Genomic DNA, 25,028 nt, shown 5'->3' with positions numbered 1-25,028 from the left:
TCTGACGAAGATCCGGAGAAAGTCCTACTTGGAGATGCCGGTGACCTCGACGCGGGTCAGCTTCTGCCGGTGACCCTGGCGCTTGTGGTAGCCGGTCTTGTTCTTGAACTTGTGGATCCGGATCTTCGGACCCTTGGTCTGCTCGACGACCTTGCCGGTGACCGAGACCTTCGCCAGCGCGTCGGCGTCCGTGGTGACGTCGCCACCGTCCACAAAAAGGACTGCGGGGAAGGTGTGCTCGGTACCCGGCTCGCCTTCGAGCTTCTCGACCTCGACGACGTCGCCGACGGCCACCTTGTACTGCTTGCCGCCAGTCTTGACGATCGCGTACGCCGACACGGAAGTCTCCTGCTTACTCGACAACGGGTGGGGGCTTGCGTGACCCGGCCCAACAAGAAATTCTCGGTGGGCAGATTCTGCGCAAGGTGCCCGCCGCTAAGTGGCGGGCCGCTCTATAGGTTACGTGGGGCTCCCCGGTGCGATCACACCGGGGTGCCCCTAGGTGTTCACTAGCTCTTTTCCGACGCCTTGACCGGCGGACCGGCCGGTCGTGAGGCCGCCCGTCGCGGACGACGGCGGGTCGTGGAGCGCACGGCCGGGGCCGGGACGTCCACCTCGGGCTCGGTCTCCTCCTGGGCCACCGGGGTCTCGGACGCGGAAACCTCTTCCGTCACAACGGTCTCAGCAGTCACCGGAATCTCGGGTGCTTCGGGCTCCGGGCCGGATTCCGCGACGACGGCGATCTCTTCTTCACGCACGGCCGGAGCCTCGTCGTCCGAAGTCGTCACCGGCTCACCGGCGAGTTCGGACGCGGGCGCCTCGGCGACCGGCTCCGGCACCGGCTCGGAAGCCGCCTCGGCCGCCTGTTCGACGGTCGCGTCGGCAACGGGCTCCGAATCCGCCGCCACCGGCTCAGCGGGCCGCTCAGCCACCTGAGGGGCGTGGCCGTTGAGCGCGGCGCCCTCGACGTTCTCGGTGGCCTCGTGCGAGTGCTCGCCCTTGGCCGCCTTGGTGGCGTTGGCCACGGCTTGGACCGCCGAAACCACCGACTCGCGCTGAGCAGGCGCCGTCGGCGCCTCGGTCTTGGCCGCGGCGGGCTCGTTCTGGCCCTGATCCTCGCCCTTGCCCCGGCCGCGGGACCGGCGTGAGCCCTGCTCCTTGCCGCCACCGCCACCACCGCCGCCGTGGTTGTGGCCGTTTCCGCCACCACCGGTGCGCTGCGGCTCGGTCGAGACGACCACGCCGCGGCCCTTGCAGTGCTCACACGGCGTCGAGAACGCTTCGAGCAGCCCGGTGCCGATCTTCTTGCGGGTCATCTGCACCAGGCCGAGCGAGGTGACCTCGGCGACCTGGTGACGCGTGCGGTCGCGGCCGAGGCATTCGGTCAGCCGTCGCAGCACGAGCTCGCGGTTGGATTCGAGCACCATGTCGATGAAGTCGATGACGATGATGCCGCCGATGTCCCGGAGCCGGAGCTGGCGGACGATCTCCTCCGCCGACTCCAGGTTGTTCCTGGTCACCGTCTCTTCGAGGTTGCCACCCGATCCGGTGAACTTGCCGGTGTTGACGTCGATGACCGTCATCGCTTCGGTGCGGTCGATGACGAGGTAACCACCCGAGGGCAGCCAGACCTTGCGGTCCAGCGCCTTGGTGATCTGCTCGTCGATCCGGTGGTCGGCGAAGGCCGAACCGGTGCCCGTGTACCGCTTGACGCGATCCGCCAGGTCCGGCGCCACGTGCTGCACGTAGTTGTAGATGGTGTCCCAGGCCTTGTCGCCCTGGATCTCCAGCTTGGCGAAGTCCTCGGTGAACAGATCGCGCACGACCTTGACCAGCAGGTCCGGCTCTTCGTAGAGCATGACCGGGGCGCTGTTCTTCTTGCCGCCGTTGCCTGCTTCGGCCTTCTCCTTGATGACGTCCCATTGCGCCTTGAGGCGGCGGACGTCGCGGTCCAGCTCCTCCTCGCTGATGCCTTCGGACGCGGTGCGGATGATCACACCGGCGTCCTCGGGGACGATGCGTTTGAGGATGTCCTTCAGGCGACGGCGCTCGTTCTCCGGGAGCTTCCGGGAGATGCCGGTGGCGCCGCCCGCGGGCACGTAGACCAGGAAGCGGCCCGGCAGCGAGATCTGCGTGGTCAGGCGGGCGCCCTTGTGCCCGACCGGGTCCTTGGTGACCTGGACCAGCACGGAGTCGCCGGTGGAGAGCGCCTGCTCGATCTTGCGGGCCTTGCCCTCGAGACCGGCGGCGTCCCAGTCGACCTCACCGGCGTAGAGCACGGCGTTGCGGCCGCGGCCGATGTCGATGAAGGCGGCCTCCATCGACGGCAGCACGTTCTGCACGCGGCCGAGGTACACGTTGCCGACGATCGAGCCGGTGCCCGACGAGGTCACGAAGTGCTCGCACAGGACACCGTCCTCGAGCACGCCGATCTGCGTGGAGTCGCCCTTCTCGGCGACGACCATGGTGCGCTCGACCGACTCGCGGCGGGCGAGGAACTCGGCCTCGGACAGGATCGGCGCACGACGACGGCCCGCCTCGCGGCCGTCCCGGCGGCGCTGGCGCTTGGCCTCGAGCCGGGTCGACCCGCGCACGCTGCGGACCTCGTCCCTGGCGGGACGCTCGGTCTCGGCGGCCTTGGCCTGGCGCACGTGGACGACCGTGTTGGGCGGGTCGTCGCTGGTGGCCTCGGCGTTGTCGTCGTCCCCGCCCTTGCGACGGCGGCGGCGACGGCGGCGCTTGCTGCCACCATCCGAATCGCCCTCGGTTTCCGAATCGGCCTCGGCGGACACCTCTTCGGCGGTCTCGGCGCCGGCCTCTTCGGCCTCGGCGTCCTTGTCCTTCGCGCGCTGCTGACGGTTACGCGGGGCTTCGGGCTGCTCGTCTTCGTTCTCGGACTCGGCCGAGCTCTCGTCGCCGCCCTTGCCCCGGCCGCGACCACGACGCCCGCGACGACGGCGGCGACGGCCGTTGGCGTCGTCACCGTCCTCGTCGGTGCCGTGGCCTTCGGCCTGCTCGGTCTGCGTCTCGTCCTCGTCGGAGGCGGTTTCCTCGGTCGGGGCGAAGGCGGGCTCCGGCTTGCGGACGGGCTTCGCCGCGACGGGCTCCGGCGGCAGGAACACCGGCGACGGCGCGGCGAACACCGGGACGTGCACGGCCGCCTTCGCGGGCCTGGTCGTCGGCTGCGGCGGCTCCGGCGTCACCGGGGCGGCGAGCGCGGGCGGAACACGCCGCGAAGGGGCCTCCACCTGGGAGGCGGGCTCCGGCTCGGCCTCGGGCTTGGTCTCGGGAACCGCCGGGGTCTCGGCGACGGGAGCTTCGGCGGCAGGGGCCGCCTCGGCGGTTTCGGGCTCGTCTCCGCCGGCGAGGGCTTCGGCGAGCTTGTGCGCCACCTCACGGGTGACGCTGGACTGCGCGCTCCGGACGGTTTCGCCGAGCTCACCGAGCTTGGCCATCAGTTCACGGCTGTTGGATCCCAGCAGCTTCGCCAGCGCGTGCACCCGGATCCGGGGAGGCAGTTCGCCCAGCTGGCCTGCGATGGGTGTGGCGGTATTCCCGCCGGTGACGGCGGGTGTGTCCGCGTTCGACATATATCTCCTCCGCCCCCGGGCGCGTCGGCTGGCTCACACCGGCTCGACGCGGCCGCGCAGGGGCCCCTTTCTGTTCGTTCCGCCGTGGTGGTCACCAGCAGCGGGAATCCTTGCCCGGCACCGCGACGGCGCCGGGGTTGTCCGGGCGCCGCGTACGGCTGAAGGTCTGCTCGGCGGAGCGCTGGCCACGTTCGCGACATCGGGCCGCCCGCCACGTCGTCGAGCCTCATACAGCGGCGACGCGTGTGGAGGATGTGCAGCACACCACCGGGCCACGAGACCGCGAGCGCCACCTCTCACGTGTGCCCGTCGGCCAGCGGCCACCGCGAGTATCCCACACCCCGGCCCCACTCCGGTGTACTCGGTGCCACAGAGCCTGCTCCCGGGCGCGCCGCGGCCACCGGCCGAGCGAACTTCGCGGAAGAGCTTGTCGACCCGGCCGAGGGTGGCTAGCGTGCCGCTCGGGGGTACCGACGTCCAGCCCAGCCCAGGCCGCGGTGCCCTCGTTGTCCGATGTTCTCCGGTGGGAGGTCCGGTGTCCCTGCTGGGGCGGTCCCTGCGAGCGGCCGTGTGCGCCTTGGTGGTGCTCTGCGGCTCGGTCGCCGCTGTGGCGACGGCCGAGGCCGCGCCATCGTGTCATCCCCAGGGACGAGCGCTGCGTTACGTCGTCGCCTTCGACAAGGGCACTTCCGAGGCCGAGGCCAGGGCCGCCATCGACGGAGGCTGTGGCAGCACGACGACCTACTATCCGCAGATCGCGGTGGCCGTGGCGACCTCGGCCGACCGTGCGTTCGCCGAACTGGTCCGGCCCGCCGCCGCGTTCAGCGCGCAGGCGGAACGGCTGGCGGTGCAGCGGGCCAACGGCTCGTCACCGGCCAGATCCGCGCCCGCTCGCGCCGAACTCCAGCCGACGGATCCGGCGAAGGTCCCTTCCACCGACCGCACCGGCGAACAGTGGGACATGCGCGCGATCGGCGCCGACAAGGCCCGCGTGATCGAGCCGGGCGACCGGGACGTCGTCGTCGGCGTCCTCGACTCCGGCGTCGACCCCGCCCATCCCGAACTGGCGAGCGCCCTCGACCCCGAGAAGTCCGCGGGCTGCCTGACCGGCGTGCCCGACCGCAATTGGGCCGCGACGACGTCGGTGCACGGCACCCACGTCGCGGGGATCATCGCCGCGGCCGACGACGGCAAAGGCGTCACCGGGGTGGCGCCCGGCGTCCGGATCGCCTCGGTGAAGGTGATCGACGATCGCGGGTACGCCGACCCCGAAGCCGCCGTCTGCGGGCTGATGTGGGCCGCCTCACAGGGCATGGCGGTGACGAACAGCAGCTACTTCGTCGACCCGTGGTCGCTCTCGTGCGCCCACAACGACGAACGGGGCGTGGTGAACGAGGTCATGGCCCGTGCCGTCGAGTACGCGACCTCGGCGGGCACCCTCACCATCGCGGCGGCGACCAACGAGGCCTCCGAGCTGGTGCCGTCGCCGCGCTCGGGTGCCCGGTCCGGCTCCGAAGGCTGCCAGGCGCTGCCCGCGGGCCTGCGTGACGTCGTCGCAGTGTCGTCCGTGAGCGAGGAGCGGGTCAAGGCCGGCTACAGCTCGTACGGACTGGGCGTGATCGACGTGGCCGCTCCCGGCGGCGAGGCCGGGCGATGCGTGCTTTCGACCGTTCCCGGCGGATACGCACCGCTGTGCGGGACGTCGATGGCGGCGCCGCACGTCGCCGGGGTCGCGGCGTTGCTCGCGTCGAAGCATCCCGGCTACGGCGCCCGCCAGCTGAGGCGGACGCTGGACGCCCAGGCCACCCCGATCGCGTGTCCCGCCGACTACGACCTGACCGGTGACGGCTCGCAGGACGCGTACTGCACCGGATACGCGGGATTCAACGGCTTCTACGGGCATGGGATGGTCGACGCGCTGGCCGCGGTGGCGCCCCGGCGGACCGGCGCGAACCCGGCCCGGTGACGGGTCAGCGCAGCAGGAGCTTGCCGAACCGCTTCGAGGACGCGTAGATCCCGACCGCCGCCAGCGCCACCAGGTACGCCACGTTCCCGATCATGCCCCACGACAGGACGCCCACCGAGAGCCCGCGCATCAGCTCGATGCCGTGGTACAGCGGGAAGACCTGCACGATCCACTGGATCCCCGCCGGGTACACCGAAAGCGGGTAGAACGTCGTGGAGAACAGGAACAGCGGCATCAGCACGAGGTTGATGTAGTCGAACTGCGACACCGACCGCAGGAAGGTCACCAGCACGATGCCGATGGCCGAGAACGCCATCGCGATCAGCAGCGCCGCCGGGATCATCAGCAGGGCCCACCACGAGCCGGGCAGCCCCATCACGGTCATCACACCGAGGAACGTCGCCGAGTAGATCCCGCCGCGCAGCACCGACCAGCCGACTTCGCCGAGCGCGATGTCCAGCGGCCCGATCGGGGTGGCGAGCATGGCGTCGTACAGCTTGGCGTACTTCAGCTTGAAGAACAGGTTGTACGTCGAGTCGAGGATCGCGCCGTTCATCGCCGACGCCGCGAGCAGGCCGGGCGCGACGAAGGCGACGTAGCTCATCGCCTGCCCGCCGGGCCCCACGACCTCGCCGACGAGCTTGCCAAAGCCGAGCTGGAAGGCCATCAGGTAGAACAGCGGCTCGAAGACGCCGGACACGAACAGCATCCAGGCGTGCGAGTACGTCAGGAAGGTGCGCTCCAGCACCGCCGTCGACCGGCCGCTGTACAGCGCGGACGGCAGGATGCGCAGCAGCACCCCACGCCTCGGCTTTCCACGTCGCAGCGCTTCGGTGAGGACTGCCATCAGACCACCAGCCGTCGGTAGAAGTACTTGTGCGCCAGCGCCCAGCCCACCCCGGCCAGCACGACCAGGAAGGCGAGGTGGCCCAGCGTGGCGAGCGGGCCGACGGTGCCGAGACTGACCGCCCTCGCCGCCTCGTTGCCGTGCCACAGCGGGGAGATCCAGGCGATCCACATCAGCGGGGCGGGCAGTTCGGTGATGGGGAAGAACGTGCCGGAGAACAACGTCATCGGGATCAGGACGAACCGGAACACCAGGCCGAACCGGGTGCCCTCGTCGTAGGTGGTCGCGGCCAGCGCCATCACCGGGGTGCCGCACGCGATACCGGTGAGCGTCCCGATCAGGATGACGGCGAGCACGCCGAAGCTCGTCCAGGATCCGAAGAGCGCCGCGATGACGGCGTAGATCGTGCCGGCCAGGGTCAGCCGCAGGCTCACCCACATGATCTGGCTGCCGAGTACCTGCCCCGGCGTGATCGGGGTGGCGGTGACGGCGATGTAGTCCTGCTGCCACTTGAACCCCGAAAGCACCGGGTAGCTCGACTCCCCCACCGCCAGCTGCGCGGCACCCGCCACGAGCAGCGCGGGGGCGACGTACTCCAGGTACGAAAACCCGCCCGTCGCCGCTCCTGCCTGGACCTGTGAACCGAATCCGAGCCCCATCGCGGCCAGGAAGAGCACCGGTTGCAAGCCCGTCGAGTACAAAGTGGACACCCAATACCGGCGGTACCACATCCAATGGCCCTCGACCCGCAGCCAGGCTCCCGCCCAGCGCGAGACCACGCGGCCCGTCGACGCCTTCGTCTGCGCGGTGGTCATCAGTCCACCAGCGTCCGGCCGGTGAGGCGGAGGAAGACGTCCTCCAGCGAACTGCGGCGGACCAGGCTCGACAGGGGACGCAGCCCGCGCGCGTGCGCCTGCTCGAGGGTGGCCTCGCCGGTCATCGTGTAGAGCAGGACACGGTCCGGCAGTACCTCGACGCGTTCGGCGAGGCCCTCGATCCGCTTCGCGGCCGCCTCCTGCTCGCCGTTCGGGAAGCGCAGCTCCACGACCTCGCGGGTGGAGTACCGGCTGATCAGGTCCGCGGGCGAGCCTTCGGCGGCGATCCGGCCGTTGTCCATCACGACCAGCCTGTCGCAGAGCTGCTCCGCCTCGTCCATGTAGTGCGTGGTGATGATGAGCGTGGTCCCGCCCGCTTTGAGCCGGAACAGCCTGTCCCACAACAGGTGGCGGGCCTGCGGGTCGAGCCCCGTCGTCGGCTCGTCGAGCAGGAGCAGCTCCGGGTCGTTGACCAGGGACCGCGCGATGGTCAGCCGCCGCTTCATCCCGCCGGAGAGCGAATCGACCTCCGCGTTCGCCCGGTCGGTGAGCTGGGCGAACTCCATCAGCTCCTCGGCCTTGCTCCGCACGTGCGACCGGGAAAGCCCGAAGTAGCGGCCGTAGATCTGCAGGTTCTGCCGGACGGTGAGCTCGGTGTCCAGGTTGTCCTGCTGCGGCACCACCCCGAGCCGGGCGCGGATCTTCGGCCCCTCGACGTCCGGATCCATGCCGAGGACCCGCAGGTCGCCGTCGGTGCGCGGGGAGACGCTCGCGATCATCCGCATGGTGGAGGACTTGCCCGCGCCGTTGGGCCCGAGGAAGCCGAACGCTTCCCCCGGGCGGACCTCGACGTCGATCCCGCGTACGGCCTCGAAATCGCCGAACCGCTTGACCAACGCCTTCGCCTGCACCATCGCCGGTTCGTGCTCTGAGTCACCCACGGTAGGCACCCTAGGACCTGCCACCGACAAAACTCGACCGGTTTATCCAGCCCTTGTTGGACGGTGGCCGCTCGTCGATACTCACCGACCATGAGCCTCAAGCCCAAAATCGCCCTGTTGTCCGTTTTTGTCAGCGCCGGGCTCCTGGTGGCGCCCGCCGCGCGGGCCGAGACCACCGCGGCCACTGTGGACCCGCGGCCGTCCACCGCCAAACTGGCCTTCGAACTGCACAAGCTGGCGGTGCTCAGCCACGGCAAGATCCGGGTGGACAGGATCGGCCGCAGCAACGAGGGCCGACCGGTGTGGGCGGCGAGGGTCGGCCACGGCAAGACGCGGATCCAGTACGTCACCCAGCAGCACGGCGACGAGCCGCTCGGCACCCCCGCCGCGCTCGAGTTCCTGCGCAAGGTCGGGGTCGAACACAGCCCGTGGGCGCGGAAGCTGCTGGCGAAGGTGACCGTCGACATCGTCGTGCGCGCCAACCCCGACGGGCACGAGCGCGACTGGCGCTACAACTACGCCCCGGACGCCACTCCCGAATACGGTGAGAAGGGCAAGGGGTACGACATCAACCGCTACCACGACCCGGCCGTGGCGCCGAAGGACAATCCTGCCACCGAAGCGGGCCTGATCCAGCGGCGGAACGCGTCGTTCAAGCCGGACATCATGGTCGACTACCACATGCAGGGCCGTTACCGGGACGGAGGAGGCAAGGAGATCACGGCTTCCACGATGTGGCCCACGCATCCGGGCGTGAAACAGTCCGATGTGGACTTCGCGAAGCAGATCGCGGTCGTGGTGCGGCGGTCGATCGACGCGAACGGCGGCCATGTCTCGCAGTATCCCGGCGGTTCGTACCAGGGCATCGCGCGCAACGGGTACGGGCTGCTCGGCAACGGCAGCGTGCTGATCGAACTGAGCCTCATCCCGGAGCGGGAGCAGCAGCAGATCCAGGACGCGCTGGCCTCGATGGTCGCGATCGCGCAGTCCGCGGCCGACGGTTCGGTGCGGAAGGTGGACCCGGCCGACGCCGAATCGATCCCGCCGCGGGGTCCGGCGCTGCCGGGCACGGTCGAAGAGGCGCACGAAGCCGCCTGACGCGTGCAATGAAAGGTCCTTTCCTTGCGAATTTCGCAAGGAAAGGACCTTTCGTAGCGCTAGCGGACGGTGACCGACAGGCTCTTCGTGACCCCGTTGACGATGACCGAAAGGCTCGCCGTCCCGGGCCGCAGCGCGGTCAGCACCCCGGTCGCCGGGTCGAACGACGCGACGTCCCACGGCATCGCGGGCAGGAACCCGCCGGCGACATGCGTGCCCCAGCCGCCCTTCCAGTCCGCGCTGACCGGGTACGAAACCGGAACCTGACGGGCTCCCTGCGTCACCACCGCCCGGATGTCCGTCTTCTCCCCGCGCGCCAGTGACGAGGGCCCGGACAGCGTCAGCGCGTCGACGTTCGGCCGGGTCTCGAACCGCACCGGCTGCGCCTTGTCCCCCGGCTCGAACCGGACCATCGTCCAGCCGACGAACCCGCCGTCACCCGGCGCCGCGGCGGGCGACTTCCCGGAGTTGCCGTTCACCAGATACGGCACGCCGTCGACGCGCGAAAGGTTGAAGACGCCCGCGTGCGAAGCGATCGCGGCCGCCTGCTTCCCGGATTCGCGTTCGAAGGCGATCAGCCAGCCGGTCAGCATGGCGGCCTCCTTGCGGTCGGCCAGCTGCGAATTCCCGGCGGGGCTCGGATCCTTGACCGGATGGTGCATCGCGACGACCACGCCGCGGATCCGCCGGTCCGCCTTCGCCCCGTCCAGCGCCTCGCGCAGCATCCGGATCTGGTCGAACCCGCCCGCGCGCAGCGAACCGCGCGAGGAATCCATCAGCACCAGCCGGATCCCGGCGACGTCGGCGACGCGATGGGTCGCCCCGAACGCCGCCTGGAACTCCGCGAGCCCGTGCCCGCCGTCGGCTTCGTGGTTGCCCGGCACGTAGTACCACGGCGCCTTGCCGACGAGTTCCTCGTCGATGACCGACTTCGCCAGCACGAAATCGGCGGCCGTACCGCGGTCGACGAAGTCGCCGTTGATCAGCACGAGATCCGGTTTCGCCGCCACGGCCTCGCGCAGCGCGCGCCGGGCCTGGGCGACCAGCGGGCCGTCGGGCTGGTCGGCGGTGAACTGCGCGTCGCTGACCACGGCGATCCGCAGGCCACCGGTCGCCGCGCCGTCGGTGATCAGCGCCGGGTCACGCGGCGCCGGATCGGCGGGGACGGCGGCCTCGGGCGCGACCTCGAAGGTGAGGTCGTCGAAGACCAGCCGTCCTTCGTACTGCTGGGCAGGGACGTTCTCGACGGCGTAGAACTTCGTCAGCCGCTGCCCGTCGGGAAGGCCTGCCGGGATGGCTGCGCGCACGTAGCGCCAGCCCGTCCAGTCGACGCTCAGCGACAGGTCCACGACGGACGGGACGTTGGCGGCGTCACGGAGTTCCGCCCGCAGCCAAGCGCCCTTCGCGTCGCCGTTGACCCATAGGCCGACACGCTGGGTGCCGGGCGGCAACGCGATCGGCGCCGCCGAGTTGACGTAGGCCGCGCGCGTGGCGTTGGTCCCGTTCAGCCGGTAGTCCAGCGCGAGACCGCGTCCGCCGTCACGGCCGGGTGCCTCGGAAAGCGCTGCGCCGACGACGGCCGGGAACACGCTGGCGGTCCAGCCCGCCGGGCCGTCCAGCGGCGCGGCCACCCGGGATTCCGTGCCGACGGACGCCGCCAGATGCGTCACCTTCCCGCCTGCGGTGGCGGTGATCGCCGAAGCGCCCGAGGCCTTCAACGCGGTGACCGCGAACCCGTCGCCGGACGGTTCGATCTTCACCACCGCGGGGTCGTAATCGAGTTTGACGTCGTCGGGCTCGATCCACGTGCCGTAACCGTCGGCGTCGTAGCCGAACACCTTGAACGTGCTCTTGGCGCCTTCGCCGGACAACGCGACCTGTTCGGTGCTCGTGCCAAGGCGTACCGGTGAACCGAGGACGTTCAGCGTGGTCTTGCCCCTGACGCCGCCGCGTTTCGCGTAGACGTCGACGTCCGCGGGCGCGTCCGGCCGGAGCCGGTCGGCGTGCGCGGTGAACACGCCGTCGGTCACGGTGCCGCGGAAGGGATTCGTACTGAGCCACTGGACGTGGGCGTCGACGGCGGCGCCGGTCTCGTCGTGACCGCCGGCGGCGAGTTTCCGCGTCAGCCCGGAAAGCACACGCGTCGCGTCGGCGGTGTCCTGCGCGGGACGGGACGCGAATCCGGTCAGGCGTCCGCTTCCCGGCGTGGTCGCGACGCCGATCCCGTTGGGCACCAGGCGTTCCCCGCCGTCCGACGGCGAGTTGCGGATCAGCGGTGCCTTCTCGCCCTCCTCGCGGGCGAGCATGGTCGACGAGCCGCCGCCGTCGAGGTTGAGGGCGTCGTCCGCGCCGAGCGACTTCATGTGCCGGGCGAGTTCCAGTTCGGTCATGCCGCGGCTGTCCGCCTGGCGGCCGTCGACCGTCGCCAGCCACATCTTCGTGCCGTCGGCGGAGAACCCGACCGCCGTCCGGGGGTGCATGGCGACGTTGTCGACCGGCTGGACCGCGCCGTCACGCAGCAAGACCTTGTTCCCGCCGACCGAGACGGACAGCTTGCCCGCGTCGCTCTTCGGCGCGTACGCGACGCCCACCTTTTCACCGGGCTTCAAGCCGGACAACGTGTCCACGCCACCGTCACGGGCGAGCAGGACCGTCGCACCGGCCGCGATCGGGCCGTCCGCGGGCAGCGGCCGCACCTGCGTGACGACGCCGTCCGAGATCTCGACCTCGACGACGCGCTGGGCCCCCGCGACCGAGGTCCGCCGCGAGGCCGCGCCCCACAACGGCGTATAGACGCCGATCGCGTCACCGCTCAGCACGGGGCTGTTGAAGTTCGACGCGGGCACGACCTTGCCGTCGGGCAGGGTGATCGACGCGTCGAGGAACACCTCCGCGAGCCGTGCCTTGCCTTCCTCGGTGATCGACGCGGTCAGGTTGTGGCCGCGCGCGGGCGCCGTCTGGAGTTTCCCGGCGTCGATGCCGACGCCGATGGGCGCGCCGGAAGCGTTGATGTCGAAGAAGTCCCCGTTGACCCCGGCGACCGCGCCTGCCCTGGCGACCTGCTGCGAGAGCGGCGTCCGCGCGGAAACCGTGCCGGGGCTGAGGTAGGTCGGCTTGAGGGTCTTGCTGGTGAGATCGACGGCGAGGGTGTCGCCGCGGATCCAGCCCGCCGGGTCGTACCGGTCGAACTCGGTGAGACTCAGGCCCGGTGCCACGCGCGAAGTCGCGCTGGTGGTGACGAGACCGTCGTCGGGCGCGGCCACGGCGTACGCGGACGGCCCCTCCTTCGCCGAGGACGCCGCCGGGGCGGCTTCGATGGGCGCCGGACCGAGCGGAGCGGCCAAGGGATCGGCGTGCGCCGGTGCGGCGACGAACAATCCGGGCAGCAGGGCAGCGAGCAACAATAAGCGTGAATTTCTCACGAGATACCCCACGATCGAGTGACAGGCAGCACCGCTCAGCACAGCGGACGCGGACCGCCAGGAGAAGACCCCGGGGTGAACGTGAACCGAACGGCGTAGGGCGCGAAGGTCAGGGCGTGACCGGCCCGGCGAGGAAGGTCTTCGCCGCCGCGGCGTCACCGGTGATTTCGATGCCCGCCCCGTCGAACTCGATCCGTTGCCATAGCAGCAAATCCAGCCCTTCCGCGGTCCCTTCGACGACGGCACCCGCCGCTTCGGCGGGGTCTGCCCACCGAGAGCCGGGAACGTCGGTTTCACCCGGCGGTGTGATCAACCAGGCGTGTCCGGTATCGGAGGTCTTCAGCAGCAACGGGACGGTGACCGCCGGCGGGGTGTGCCAGCGTTTCACCTTCGGCAGCATGCCGAGGAGGACCTCGTCCACGCCGTCGGCGGCGAGGGACGGGTCCAGGGTGTATTCGGTCCCTGCCGCGCGGTGCGCGTCGAGCAGGTGCACCGCGGTCTCGTGGACCTGGCGGCGGAACCAGAAGGCCTTGGTCTTGGCGGCCGCGGTGAAGTTCCAGGCGCCGTCTTCGGGAGATGCCTCGCGCAGTGCCCCGATGAGGTCTGCCGCGCTTTCGCGGTACCAGGCGGCGAGGTCCGTGCCGGGTTCGTCCTCGAAGCTCTGCGGGCCGAGTTCGCCGGTGCGCACGATCCCGGCCGCCCAGCGGTGCACGTTGCCGAGGTGCACGACCAGGTCACGCAGGCGCCAATCACCGCAACACGGCACGGGCGCGGCTTGGTCCCCGGTGCTCGCGACCCGCGCGAAACCGGCGGTGAGTTCCCGCAGGCGCTCCAGGTACTCGTCCGGTGTCATCGGCAAACCCCCAGGCCGTGGACGGCGCGGCGGTTCCCGCGCCGTCCACGAGTGTGTCAGACCTCGGGGAACCAGAGCTTGAGCTCGCGCTCGGCCGACTCCGGGGAGTCCGAACCGTGCACCAGGTTGTACTGGGTCTCCAGCGCGAAGTCGCCGCGCAGGGTGCCGGGGGTGGCCTTCTCGACCGGGTCGGTGCCACCGGCGAGCTGACGGAAGGCGGCGATGGCGCGCGGGCCCTCGACGGCGATCGCGACCAGCGGGCCCGAGGTGATGAACTCGAGGAGGTCGCCGAAGAACGGGCGCTCCTTGTGCTCGGCGTAGTGCTCCTCGGCGACCGACCGCTCGACGGTGCGCAGTTCGAGGGCGGCGAGCTTCAGGCCCTTGCGCTCGATGCGAGCGATGACCTCGCCGACGAGGCCGCGCGCGACGCCATCGGGCTTGACGAGGACCAGCGTGCGTTCAGTCACGGCGGTATTTCTCCTTGGGTGGGATTCGTGCTATTCGCCCGGAGCCTACTGGGTGCTTCGCCGCTCACTTCACGTCGGACCAGGGAATGGCCTCGATGCGTTCGAGGTGCTCCTCGCCCCACTCCCCGAGTGCGGCCATAGCACTGTTGAGGGAATCCCCGAATCCGGTCAGCGAGTACTCCACCTTCGGCGGAACCTGGTGGTACACCTCGCGATGCAGCAGTCCGGTGGTCTCCATCTCGCGCAGTTGCAGGATCAGGACCCGCTCGCTGATGCCGGGCACCGCGCGCCTCAGCTCGCCGAAGCGCAGCGGCCCGTCCTGGAGCGCGAACAGGATGAGACCTTTCCATTTGCCGCCCATGACGGCGATCGCGGCGTCGAGGCCGCAGGTGAACGTCCGGTTCTTGGTCATCGCTTCACATACCTTTTTGTCAGTACCCGGCAAAATAGTAGGTACTTGATCTAATGTACGCGACCGCCCAGCATGGAGCCATCCCGAAGATTTCCTTTGACTGGAGCGAAAAATGCCGAAGACGCCGGTGACCGTCGTGGGCCTCGGTTCGATGGGCTCGGCCCTGGCGGACGCCTTCCTCGCGGCCGGGCATCCGACCACCGTGTGGAACAGGACTGCCTCGAAGGCCGATCCCCTTGTCGCACGGGGAGCGACCCTGGCCGCGACGGCCGGGGACGCGGTGCGGGCGAGCCCGTTGACCATCGCCTGCCTGACGACCTACGAAGACACGCGCGCGGCCTTGGAGCCCGCTTCCCTGACCGGACGCGCCTTGGTGACTTTGAACAGCGGCTCACCGGCGGGAGCGCGCCGGATGGCCGAATGGGCGAAGGAGCACGGCGCGCGATACCTCGACGGCGCGATCAAGAACGTGCCGTCTGCCGTCGGAGCGCCGGACACGCTGCTGTACTACGGCGGCGACAAGACCGTCTTCGACGAACACCTGGACACGTTGCGGGTGCTGGGCGGCGACACCGTCCACCTCGGCGAAGAGACCGACCTCGCGGCGCTGTACGAAACGGCCGTCGGCGGCACCCTGCTGCCCGCGCTGGTCGGGTTCTTCCAGGGTGCCGCCGCGCTGCGGTCGCGCGGGCTCGAAGCCGCCACGCTCCTGCCCTACGCCACCAAATGGTTCGAGATGATCATTTCGGTGCTTCCGATGTACGCCAAGGAAATCGACAGCGGCGATTACTCGGATCCCGCCGCCTCGGTGGACATCTTCCACGCCGGCGCCGCCGCCGACCTCGAACTGGCCGAGGAAGGCGTCGACGTCGGCTGGCAGTCGCCGATGCACGACCTCGTGCGACGGGCCGCCGAGGCCGGGCACGGCGACCGCAGCATCGCGGTCCTGACGGAACTGCTCAGCGTTGGGGCCGCAGGGTCTTCGACCACAGCGAAGCGCCCGTAGCGTCCCTCAGGTCGACCGTGAGCACGCCGCTCCGTCCGTCGATGTTCACCTCGCCGAAGTGCTGGAAACCGTCGGCGGGCGAGGTGTTCGCCGCGGGCGGGGCGTGCACGAACACCGCTTCCGGCCCGAAGGTCGGGTCGAGCTTGTTCGGGCCGAACGCGCCGGCGTTGAGCGGGCCGGACACGAACTCCCAGAACGGGTCGAAATCGGTGAAGGAAGCGCGATCCGGCGAATAGTGGTGCGCCGCGGTGTAGTGCACGTCGGCGGTCAGCCAGACGACGTTGCGCACCCGGCGCCGCGAGATCTCCCGCAGCACCCAGGCGAGTTCGGTCTCGCGGCCGCCGGGGGCGCCGGGCAGGCCGTTGGCGACGCCCTCGATGGCCTTGCCGTCCGGGACGGTGAGACCGATCGGAAGGTCGGCCTGGATGATCTTCCAGGTGGCGGTGCTGCGGTCGAGCGCGTCGACGAGCCATCGGGCCTGGCGGTCGCCGAGGACACGGCCGGGTTTGGTCTGGTCCGAGGTGTTGGCGTCCTTGTAGGTCCGCATGTCCAGCACGAAGACCTCGGCACGCGAGCCGTGCCGGAAGTTGCGGTAGACGCGGCCGTCGACGGCCTGGCGCCGGTCGATCGGGTGCCACTCGTGGAACGCCTGGAACGCGCGGGCGGCGAGCACGTCGACGCGTTTCTCGGTGTATTCGGGGCGGTCGTTGAGGATCTCCCCTGGATACCAGTTGTTCACGACTTCGTGGTCGTCCCACTGGACATAGGCGGGCACGTTCGCGGTGAAGCGCTTGAGGTTCCCGTCGAGCAGGTTGTAGGCGAACTGGCCGCGGTACTCGTCGAGCGTCTCGGCGACCTTCGCCTTCTCCGGGGTGACGATGTTGCGCCACACACGCCCGCCGGGCAGCGCGACGGTCTCGGTGAGCGGCCCGTCGGCGTAGACCGTGTCTCCACAGTGGAGGAACAGATCGGGGCGGCGATCGGCCATCGCGCGGTAGATCGTCATACCGCCGAGTTCGGGGTTGATGCCCCAGTTCTGCCCGGCGACGTCGCCGGACCACAGCAGCCGGACGTCCGAGCGGCCGACCGGAGCGGTGGCGAAGCGGCCGGTGACGGCCTCGCTGCGAGTGCGGCCATCGAGGTCTTCGGCGGTGACGCGGTAGTGGACCTCGGTCCCCGGCAGGAGGCCCGCGATGCGGACCTTGCCGGTGCCGCCGGTCTCCGGGCTCATCACCGGGCCGAGCACGCGGCGCGCGTGCCGGAACGACGGATCCCTGGAGACCTCCACGATCAGCCGCGAAGGCCGGTCGGCGCGCGACCAGACGATGCCGGAACCGGTGGTGACGTCGCCCGACTGGACACCGTGGGTGAGCACCGGACGGTCACGGCGGAGCAGCGGGACGGGGTTCGCGGTCGCGGTTCCGGGGAGGAGCAGGCCGCCCGCGACGGCTCCGGCGCCGGTGAGACCGGCTTTGAGCAGCGTGCGGCGGTTGTGGTGGGAAGCGGTCATGGCGCGGTTCTATCCCGCGGCCACGGCCGGTGGGCCAACGGCGGTTGACCTGGTGATGAACGAACGGACGGTAGCTGTTCCGGTGGTCTCCGCGACTCTATTCGGCTTGTCACCGAATGACGTCCTTCGCGCGGCGGCCGCTCCTTTAAAACCGGCCGTCTCCAGACGGCGACGCCGTTACTGCGGTTGCTGCTGCTGGCTGGGCAGGGTCCCGGCCGCCATCCGCCGCGCCACGTCCCGCCGCAGCCACAGCAGCCACAGCCAGATCCCGAGGAAGATCACCCCGAGGATCGCCACGGCGGGCAGCGCGACGAAGAAGGCGATCAGCGCGACCTGCAACACCAGCACCGCGGGCACCGCCCAGGGCTTCTTCAGGAAACCGCACAGCACTATCAGCGCGACCGCGATGACGATCACCGACCAGCCGGTGAGCGAGCCGACGCCGCCGCCGAGTTTCGCCACCACCGGCAGCGCGAGCGCGACGGTGATGCCCTCCATGATCAGGGAACCGGCCATCACGCCACGGAATGACTTCATCGGGTCCTTGGCGGGCGGCTTCGGGGTTTCGTCGGTCACGCCGGCTCCTTACCGAACAGGGTCCTGGCCTCACCCGCGGTGACGATCGAGCCGGTGACCAGCACGCCGCCGCCCGCCAGGGGCTCCTCGGGGTCGTCGCTCTGCTCGACGAGGCCGATGGCGGTCTCGATCGCGGCGTCCAGGCTGGGCTCGGCCACGACACGGTCTTCGCCGAAGATCGAGATGGCGATGTCGTTGAGCTCGTCGAGCGGCATCGCGCGCGGGGACGAGTTCTTGGTGACGACGATCTCGGACACCACGGGTTCGAGGGCGTCCAGGATGCCGCGGGCGTCCTTCTCCGCCATCACGCCGACCACGGCGGCGAGGCGGCGGAAGGCGAACTCCTCGGCGACGGTGGTCGCGAGTGCCTTGGCGCCGTGCGGGTTGTGGGCGGCGTCGAGCAGCACGGTCGGCGCGGCGCGGACGCGCTCCAGCCTGCCGGGGGTCTCGACCTCGGCGAAGGCCTCGCGGACGGCTTCGATGACCAGTTGCTTGTCCTTGCCCGCGCCGAAGAACGCTTCGACGGCGGCCAGCGCGAGCGCGGCGTTGGCGGCCTGGTGCGCGCCGTGCAGCGGCAGGAAGATCTCGTCGTACACCCCGCCGAGACCCTGCAGTTTCAGCATCTGCCCGCCGACGGCGACCTCGCGCTCCAGCACGCCGAACTCGCTGCCCGCGCGGGCGACGCTCGCGTCGACCTCGACGGCGCGTTCCAGCAGGATCTTCTGCACTTCGGGGTCCTGCTCGGCGATGACCGCGACGCTGCCGGGTTTGATGATCCCGGCCTTCTCCACCGCGGCTTTGGCCGGAGAGCCGCCGAAGTACTCGACGTGGTCGACGCCGATCGGGGTGATGACCGCGACATCGCCGTCCACGACGTTGGTGGCGTCCCAAGAGCCGCCGAGCCCGGTCTCGATGACCGCGGCTTCGACGGGCGCGTCGGCGAAGGCCGCGAACGCCATGCCGGTGAGCACCTCGAACTTGCTCATCGGCACCGCGTCCTGGCCGCCGGCGTTGTCCACCATGTTCACGTACGGCGCGACGTCGCGGTACAGGTCGACGTACGCGGCGGCGGAGATGGGGGCGCCGTCGAGCGCGATCCGCTCGGTGACCAGCTGCAGATGCGGGCTCGTGTACCGGCCGACGCGCAGGCCCATGCGGGTCAGCAGCGCGTCGATCATCCGGGTGGTCGAGCCCTTGCCGTTGGTCCCGGCGACGTGCAGCACCGGATAACCGCGGTGCGGCTCGCCCATGAGGTTGACCAGGGCCGCGATGCGGGCGAGGGACGGCTCGATCTTGGTCTCGGGCCAGCGCTGGTTCAGTTCGGCCTCGACGGCGAGCAGTTCGCGGCGCGCCTGCTGCCCGTTGGGGTCGGACGGGGCGAATTCGTCGCCCTGGTCGTCCAGTTCGTGCAGTTCCACGTCCTCCGGGGCGACGAGGTCCGGCACGGGGCCGAGCGCGAGGTTGTCCCCCAGCTGCCCGATTCCGCCGATGCCGCCCCGTGAACCGCCGCCCGCCTGGTACGCGGCGTCGGGTGCGTCCAGATCCGGGTCGGTGTCGTCGGACGGATCGTGGGCGCGGGCCCCCAATTCGTCGACACCGGCGAAACTGTCCAGATCTGCCAGGTCCGGGGATTCCCTGAAATCTTCGGAATCCCGGCCGTCACCTCGCGGCACGAACTCTCCTCTTACCCTTGCTGCCTGTCGGACCGAGTCTACGTGCGGCTTTTCCTGGCACTCTCGACGCATGGGGTTCAACCACAACGACCACTACCACCCGCTGCTGCTCGACCAGCTGCCTCCCGGCCCCGGCGTGGCGCTGGACGTGGGCTGCGGCGGCGGGCGGTTCGCGCGGCGGCTCGCGGCGACCGGGATGCACGTCGAGGCGATCGACCGGTCCGGCCCGATGATCGAGCTCGCCAGTGCCGCCGGTTCCCCGGGGCCCGGCACGATTTCCTACCGGCAGGCCGACGTGGTCGCCGAAAAGCTGCCGGAGGCGGCGTACGACTTCATCTCCTGCCTCGCGTCGCTCCACCATGTGCCGTTCGACACGGTCACGAAGCTGCGTGACGCGCTGGTCCCGGGCGGTGTGCTGGCCGTGCTCGGCCTCGGCAGGCCCAGCACGTTCGCCGACTACGCGCGGGCCCTCGTGGCCTCCCCGGTCAACGCCGTGGCCAGGGTGATCGTGTACGCGGGCGACCGGCTGAACGGCGGGGTCGATCCGCTGCCGACGGCGCCGATCGCGGAGACCTTCCCGCCGATGAACCGGATCCGGCGCGACGCGGCCCGGCTGCTGCCGGGGAGCAAGGTCCGGAACCTGCTCTTCTACCGCTATCTCCTCGTCTATCGCAGGCCCGAAGACGATCACCCGATGTGACACCCCAAGCGGGTGAAACCGGCGCTCGACCACCCGATCGGCGGCGCCGAGCAGGCGGGATCCGGTTCATTTTTGAGAGGCCATCCAGTCCGGAGATCGGGGTCCTCATGCGCTTCAGACGCGTCCTGTTCGCGGCCGTCTCGACCGTCGTCCTGCTGATCGCCTCCACCACGGCGGCCACCGCCGCCACGCGGTCCTACCGGAATTACGTCGCGCTGGGTGATTCCTACACCTCCGGACCGCTCATCCCGCTCCCCCGCCTCGACCCCCTCTTCTGCGGTAAGTCGACGCAGAACTATCCGTCGATCCTCGCCTCGGCACTGCGGGTCCGCTCCTTCACCGACATCAGCTGCGGCGGCGCCGACACCACCAACATGACGCAACGGCAGAGCGTGACCCTCGGCAGCAACCCGCCCCAGTTCAGCGCCCTGCGCGCGAACACCGACCTGGTCACGGTCGGGATCGGCGGCAACGACTACGGCGTCTTCGGCACGCTGGTCGGCACTTGCCCCACTCTGCGCGCGAGCGATCCCGCGGGGAACCCGTGCCAGGACAGGTTCACCGTCGGCGGTGTCGACACCATCAAGGCCAAGATCGCCGACACCGGCAAGAACGTCGAGAAGGTGCTGGCCGGGATCCACGCCCGCTCGCCGCGCGCCGACGTGCTCGTCGTCGGCTACCCGCGGATCGCGCCGGAACGCGGCTACTGCCCGAAGATCCTGCCCTTCGCCGAGGGCGACTACGCCTGGCTCAACGACGTCGAGAAGGCGTTGAACTCAGCGATCGAGAAGGCCGTCGCGGCCGACGGCAAGGCGACCTTCGTGGACACGTTCGGTCCGTCCGCCGGGCACGACGCCTGCGCGCCGAACGGCGCGGCGTGGATCAACGGGCAGCACACGAAGCTGCTCGCCGCGGCGGCTTACCACCCGTATCGCACCGGGATGGCGGGTGTGGCCGGAGTGGTCCTCCGTCACCTCCGCTGAATGCAAGGAAAGGTCCTTTCCTCGCAAATTTTGCAAGGAAAGGACCTTTCATAGCACTCGTCAGGAGGCGGGGAGGGCGGCCAACCGGGCGTTGATGCGCTCGATGTCCGCGACCGCGGTCTCCTTGCGGGCCCGGATCTTGCCGATCACCGGCTCCGGCGCCTTGTCGATGAAGGCCTGGTTGCCGAGCTTGGCCTCGGCCTGCGCCAGTTCCTTCTCCGCCGCGCCGAGGTCCTTCTGCAGGCGCTTGCGCTCGGCGGCGACGTCGATCGTGCCGGACAGGTCCAGTTCGACGGTGACGACACCGGCCGACAGCCCGACCTCGAGCGACGCGCTCGGCGCGAAGCCGTCTTCGGGCCGCGTGAGCCGGACCAGCGAGCGGATGGGCTCGTCGTGCCCGGTGATCTCGGCGAACCCGTCGCCGGACAGCCGCGCGGCCACCTTCTGGCTGGGCTTGAGGCCCTGGTCCGCGCGGAAGCGGCGGACCTCGGTGACCAGCTTCCGCACGTCCGCGATCCGCTTGTCCGCCACGGGATCGGCGTACGAGGCGTCGGCCACCGGCCACGGGGCGATCACCAGCGACTCGCGGCCGGTCAGCGCCGTCCACAGCTTCTCGGTGATGAACGGGATGAACGGGTGCAGCAGCTTCAGCACCGTGTCGAACACGTGCCCCAGCACCGCGCGCGTCGCCGTCACGCGGGCCTCGTCGCCCTGGAAGACCTGGACCTTCGACAGCTCCAGGTACCAGTCGCACAGCTCCGTCCAGGTGAACTGGTAGAGCGTGTCGGTGGCCTTCGCGAACTGGTAGTCCGCCAGGTACCCGGTGACCTCGTCGACGACGTTGCCGAGCCTGCCGAGGATCCAGCGGTCGGCCTCGGTGAGTTCGGTGGCCGGGGGCAGCGGGGCGTTCGCGTCCGCGCCGTTCATCATCGCGAACTTGGTGGCGTTCCAGAGCTTCGTGGTGAAGTTCCGGGAGCCCGCGACCCACTCCTCGCCGATCGGCACGTCGGTGCCCGGGTTGGCGCCCCGCGTGAGGGTGAAGCGCAGCGCGTCGGTGCCGTACTTGTCCATCCATTCGATGGGGTCGACACCGTTGCCCGCGGTCTTCGACATCTTCTTGCCGAACTGGTCGCGGACCATGCCGTGCAGCGCGATGGTCTTGAACGGCGCCTCGCCGGTGGCGTAGAGGCCGAACATCATCATCCGGACGACCCAGAAGAACAGGATGTCGTAGCCGGTGACCAGCACCGACGTCGGATAGAACTTGTTCAGGTCCGGGGTCTTCTCCGGCCAGCCGAGAGTGGAGAACGGCCACAGGCCCGACGAGAACCAGGTGTCGAGGACGTCCGGGTCCTGGGTCCAGCCCTCGCCCGAAGGCGGCTCCTCGTCCGGTCCGACGCAGACGACCTCGTCGTTCGGGCCGTACCAGACCGGGATGCGGTGGCCCCACCACAGCTGGCGCGAGATGCACCAGTCGTGCAGGTTGTCGACCCAGTCGAAGTAGCGCTTCTCCATCTCCGGCGGGTGGACGTTCACCCGGCCGTCGCGCACCGCGTCGCCGGCGGCCTTGGCGAGCGGGCCGACCTTGACGAACCACTGCAGCGAAAGCCGCGGCTCGATCGGCTCCTTCGACCGCTCGGAATGCCCGACGCTGTGCAGGTACGGACGCTTCTCCGCGACGATGCGGCCCTGCTCGCGCAGCTTCTCCCGCACCGCGACACGGGCTTCGAAACGGTCCATGCCGTCGAACTCGGTACCGGTGCCGTCGATGCGGCCCTGCTCGTCCATGATCGTGATCATCGGCAGGTCGTGGCGCTGGCCGATCTCGAAGTCGTTCGGGTCGTGCGCGGGGGTCACCTTGACCGCGCCGGTGCCGAACTCCGGGTCGACGTGCTTGTCCGCGACGATCGGGATCTTGCGCCCGGTCAGCGGCAGCTCGACCTCGGTGCCGATGAGGTGGGTGTAGCGCTCGTCGTCCGGGTGGACCGCGACGGCGGTGTCGCCGAGCATCGTCTCCATCCGGGTGGTGGCCACGACGATCGCGTTCTCGCCGTCGCCGTAGCGCATCGAGACGAGTTCGCCCTCGACCTCTTCGTGCTTCACCTCGGCGTCGGACAGCACCGACCGCAGCTCCGGCGACCAGTTGACCAGCCGCTCGGCGCGGTAGATCAGGCCGTCGTCGTAGAGCTTCTTGAAGATCGTGTTGACGGCCTTGGACAGGCCGTCGTCCATGGTGAACCGCTCACGGGTCCAGTCCACGCCCTCGCCGAGGCGCTTCATCTGGGCGAGGATCTTGCCGCCGTGCTCGTTCTTCCACTGCCAGACGCGCTCCACGAAGGCCTCACGGCCGAGCTCGCGGCGGCTGGTGCCCTCGGCGCGGAGCTGCTTCTCGACCAGCGCGTGGACCGCGATGCTCGCGTGGTCCATGCCCGGCAGGTACAGCGTCTCGTCGCCGAGCATGCGGTGGTAGCGGGTGATGGCGTCGATCAGGGTGTGCTCGAACGCGTGCCCGATGTGCAGCGAACCGGTCACGTTCGGGGGCGGGATGACTACCGTGAACGGCGGCTTGTCCGACGTGGGGTTTGCCGTGAAGTAGCCGGCGTCTACCCAACGCTGGTAGAGCGAGGCTTCTTCGTCGGCCGGGTTCCAGGTACCCGGAAGGTCGGTCTGCTGCTGCTGGGCGTTCTCGGTCACAGTTGACAAGTCTACGAACCCCCTCTATCGACTTCCTCACCGGCCGTAACGCCCGCCGCTCCCAGCCGATGAGGGGATGTCGTGACGCACTGGGGAGGGGCGGGCTTTTGGAAGACCGGCGGCTGGAGACGCATCCGGATCTGATGGATCCGGATTGGCGCGAGCACGCGGAAGTGGACGCCTGGCTCGGCGCGAAGAGGGACCTCAAGAAGCGGCGGAAACAGTCGTCGCGCCGCGGTTTCCGGGTGTCCGGCGGTCCCGTCCTCGTCCTGGCGCTGATCGCGCTCGTAGTCGCGGCGGTCGTCGTGCACCGGGTACAGGGCCGCGGCGTCAACGACGTCCCCGGCTTCGGGCAGCCGCCGAAGGCCGCCCCGGTGTCCGGCGGTGTCGACCTCGACCGGCCTTATGACCGCACCCCAGCCGCGTACTGGCGCGAAGGCATCGACGGGATCATCGTGCCGCCGGGGCGGGCCGTCGGCGATTTCACCGCCAGGGAGGTCGACGCGGCATACCGGACCGTGACGGAGGCCATCGCGGCGGCCCGGCTGGGTTCCAGGGCACTGCAGTACGCGGACGGCTCGGACCTGCTCCGTTTGCTGACCCCGAACGAACGCGTCCGGCTCGAACCGGCGCTCACCAGCGCGCTCACCGTCGAAAAGGGCAAGTACCTCACCCTCATCGGCCCGAACCGCCTGCTGCAGGTGAGCCCGCGCATGACCGGCTTCCTGACGGCGAAGCCCGGCGAGAAGGGCGAACTGGTCGTTCACACGAGCTACACGACCGCGTACGCCTTCGACGCGCATCCGGGCGAGGCCCGGTCGCCGTCGGACATCGTCCCGTTCGTCCGCGACGAACAGGACTACGTGATCCGCAAGGCGCCGCCGTTCGCCCAAGCCGACGCCGGGCTCAGTTTCGGCGAAGGCGCGCGCTATCACTCGAACATGGCGTGCGACGCGTCCAAGGCCGGCCTCCTCGCACCCCAGTACGCTGACAAGAGCAAACCCGTCGACGGAGCGCCCGTGGTCGACGAAGTGGACACCTACGACCCGACGAAACCCCTCCCATCGACGGGTAACTGCGGGTAGCGGCCGACACGGGGGAAGAGGACGAGATGGACGAAGAGGACCGGCGGATCGAGACCCACCCGGACCTGGTCGACCCGAACTGGCAGAAGCACGCAGAGCTGGACGCCTGGCTGGGTGCGAAGAAGGAGCTCAAGAAGAAGCGCCGCAAGCAGCGCAAGGCGGCCGCGGCCTCCGGTGGCGGCTACTCCGCGCCGGGGACGAGCCGGTGGCCGGGCATCGCCGCGATCGTCGGCCTGATCGTGCTGGTCGTGGCCGCGGTGACGGTGAACGCGGTGCAGGAGCGCGGCGTCAACGAGACACCGTGGTTCCCGCTGGACGAATCGCAGATCACCCGGCTCGCCACCGACGCCTGACCCCTCGGTCGCGCGCGGGAGCGGCAAGGCGCACGAT

At 69.9% G+C, this 25,028-nt stretch carries 20 protein-coding genes; 7 read left to right on the top strand and 13 right to left on the bottom strand.

The window, feature by feature from the left end; translation table 11 throughout:
- Positions 1-24: 24 nt before the first annotated feature.
- Both rplU and AC0685_RS24495 read right to left on the bottom strand, forming a co-directional pair.
- Complete coding sequence (rplU, locus tag AC0685_RS24500) at positions 25-339, bottom strand: 50S ribosomal protein L21 (protein ID WP_005158538.1); 315 nt, start codon at positions 337-339, stop codon at positions 25-27.
- A gap of 170 nt (positions 340-509) precedes the next feature.
- Positions 510-3,590, bottom strand: a complete 3,081-nt coding sequence (locus tag AC0685_RS24495) for a translation initiation factor IF-2 N-terminal domain-containing protein (protein ID WP_478227662.1) — start codon at positions 3,588-3,590, stop codon at positions 510-512.
- Positions 3,591-4,125: 535 nt separating this feature from the next.
- Here AC0685_RS24495 and AC0685_RS24490 point away from each other — a divergent pair.
- The gene (locus AC0685_RS24490; protein ID WP_478227661.1) at positions 4,126-5,556 is read left to right on the top strand and encodes a S8 family peptidase; all 1,431 of its coding nucleotides are present in this window, start codon (positions 4,126-4,128) and stop codon (positions 5,554-5,556) included.
- 4 nt (positions 5,557-5,560) lie between these two features.
- Here the strand turns inward: AC0685_RS24490 and AC0685_RS24485 are convergent, their stop codons facing one another.
- The 3 genes from AC0685_RS24485 to AC0685_RS24475 are packed head-to-tail and all read right to left on the bottom strand — an operon-like array spanning position 5,561 to position 8,132.
- Positions 5,561-6,403 (bottom strand): ABC transporter permease, encoded by an 843-nt coding sequence (locus AC0685_RS24485; RefSeq protein WP_478227660.1) that lies wholly within the window; start codon positions 6,401-6,403, stop codon positions 5,561-5,563.
- On the bottom strand, positions 6,403-7,218 hold the full coding sequence (locus AC0685_RS24480; RefSeq protein WP_478227659.1) for an ABC transporter permease: 816 nt from the start codon (positions 7,216-7,218) through the stop codon (positions 6,403-6,405). The genes AC0685_RS24485 and AC0685_RS24480 overlap by 1 nt, the downstream gene beginning before the upstream one ends.
- Positions 7,218-8,132, bottom strand: coding sequence for an ABC transporter ATP-binding protein (locus tag AC0685_RS24475; RefSeq protein WP_046199923.1), 915 nt, complete (start codon positions 8,130-8,132; stop codon positions 7,218-7,220). The genes AC0685_RS24480 and AC0685_RS24475 overlap by 1 nt, the downstream gene beginning before the upstream one ends.
- A 117-nt stretch (positions 8,133-8,249) precedes the next feature.
- On the opposite strand from AC0685_RS24475, the gene AC0685_RS24470 reads away from it, so the two are divergent.
- The gene (locus AC0685_RS24470) at positions 8,250-9,257 is read left to right on the top strand and encodes a M14 family zinc carboxypeptidase (protein WP_478227658.1); all 1,008 of its coding nucleotides are present in this window, start codon (positions 8,250-8,252) and stop codon (positions 9,255-9,257) included.
- A 59-nt stretch (positions 9,258-9,316) separates the two neighbouring features.
- Here the strand turns inward: AC0685_RS24470 and AC0685_RS24465 are convergent, their stop codons facing one another.
- The 4 genes from AC0685_RS24465 to AC0685_RS24450 all read right to left on the bottom strand — a co-directional run bounded on the left by AC0685_RS24465 (position 9,317) and on the right by AC0685_RS24450 (position 14,411).
- A complete protein-coding gene (locus AC0685_RS24465) occupies positions 9,317-12,661 on the bottom strand; it encodes a phosphodiester glycosidase family protein (protein ID WP_478227657.1) in 3,345 nt (1,114 codons plus the stop codon).
- A 127-nt stretch (positions 12,662-12,788) separates the two neighbouring features.
- Entirely contained in the window at positions 12,789-13,532 is a 744-nt protein-coding gene (locus AC0685_RS24460; RefSeq protein WP_478227656.1) for a maleylpyruvate isomerase family mycothiol-dependent enzyme, read from the bottom strand.
- Between the two features lie 56 nt (positions 13,533-13,588).
- Positions 13,589-13,999, bottom strand: a complete 411-nt coding sequence (ndk, locus tag AC0685_RS24455) for a nucleoside-diphosphate kinase (protein ID WP_005158515.1) — start codon at positions 13,997-13,999, stop codon at positions 13,589-13,591.
- Between the two features lie 64 nt (positions 14,000-14,063).
- On the bottom strand, positions 14,064-14,411 hold the full coding sequence (locus AC0685_RS24450; protein WP_340685504.1) for a winged helix-turn-helix transcriptional regulator: 348 nt from the start codon (positions 14,409-14,411) through the stop codon (positions 14,064-14,066).
- Between the two features lie 112 nt (positions 14,412-14,523).
- On the opposite strand from AC0685_RS24450, the gene AC0685_RS24445 reads away from it, so the two are divergent.
- Positions 14,524-15,417, top strand: coding sequence for an NAD(P)-dependent oxidoreductase (locus AC0685_RS24445; protein WP_478227655.1), 894 nt, complete (start codon positions 14,524-14,526; stop codon positions 15,415-15,417).
- Here AC0685_RS24445 and AC0685_RS24440 read toward each other — a convergent pair.
- The 3 genes from AC0685_RS24440 to folC form a co-directional block, all read right to left on the bottom strand.
- A complete protein-coding gene (locus AC0685_RS24440; RefSeq protein ID WP_478227654.1) occupies positions 15,371-16,927 on the bottom strand; it encodes an alkaline phosphatase D family protein in 1,557 nt (518 codons plus the stop codon). The two genes, AC0685_RS24445 and AC0685_RS24440, sit on opposite strands and share 47 nt — an antisense overlap.
- Positions 16,928-17,104: 177 nt before the next feature.
- Positions 17,105-17,503, bottom strand: a complete 399-nt coding sequence (locus tag AC0685_RS24435) for a DUF4233 domain-containing protein (protein WP_034316250.1) — start codon at positions 17,501-17,503, stop codon at positions 17,105-17,107.
- Positions 17,500-19,176, bottom strand: a complete 1,677-nt coding sequence (folC, locus tag AC0685_RS24430; RefSeq protein ID WP_478227653.1) for a bifunctional tetrahydrofolate synthase/dihydrofolate synthase — start codon at positions 19,174-19,176, stop codon at positions 17,500-17,502. Before folC ends, AC0685_RS24435 begins: the two co-directional genes overlap by 4 nt.
- Positions 19,177-19,246: 70 nt before the next feature.
- Here folC and AC0685_RS24425 point away from each other — a divergent pair, with 70 nt between their 5' ends.
- Both AC0685_RS24425 and AC0685_RS24420 read left to right on the top strand, forming a co-directional pair.
- A complete protein-coding gene (locus tag AC0685_RS24425) occupies positions 19,247-19,876 on the top strand; it encodes a class I SAM-dependent methyltransferase (RefSeq protein WP_340685508.1) in 630 nt (209 codons plus the stop codon).
- A 107-nt stretch (positions 19,877-19,983) separates the two neighbouring features.
- Complete coding sequence (locus AC0685_RS24420) at positions 19,984-20,859, top strand: SGNH/GDSL hydrolase family protein (RefSeq protein ID WP_478227652.1); 876 nt, start codon at positions 19,984-19,986, stop codon at positions 20,857-20,859.
- Positions 20,860-20,919: 60 nt separating this feature from the next.
- On the opposite strand, the gene AC0685_RS24415 is transcribed toward AC0685_RS24420, so the two are convergent.
- Positions 20,920-23,553 (bottom strand): valine--tRNA ligase, encoded by a 2,634-nt coding sequence (locus AC0685_RS24415; protein WP_478227651.1) that lies wholly within the window; start codon positions 23,551-23,553, stop codon positions 20,920-20,922.
- 107 nt (positions 23,554-23,660) lie between these two features.
- On the opposite strand from AC0685_RS24415, the gene AC0685_RS24410 reads away from it, so the two are divergent.
- The gene (locus AC0685_RS24410) at positions 23,661-24,638 is read left to right on the top strand and encodes a hypothetical protein (RefSeq protein WP_478227650.1); all 978 of its coding nucleotides are present in this window, start codon (positions 23,661-23,663) and stop codon (positions 24,636-24,638) included.
- Between the two features lie 26 nt (positions 24,639-24,664).
- Positions 24,665-24,991 (top strand): hypothetical protein, encoded by a 327-nt coding sequence (locus AC0685_RS24405; RefSeq protein ID WP_478227649.1) that lies wholly within the window; start codon positions 24,665-24,667, stop codon positions 24,989-24,991.
- The last annotated feature ends 37 nt before the right edge of the window (positions 24,992-25,028 follow it).

The organism is Amycolatopsis sp. NPDC043889, from assembly GCF_056435645.1.
This window is presented reverse-complemented; position numbering and strand designations above follow the sequence as displayed.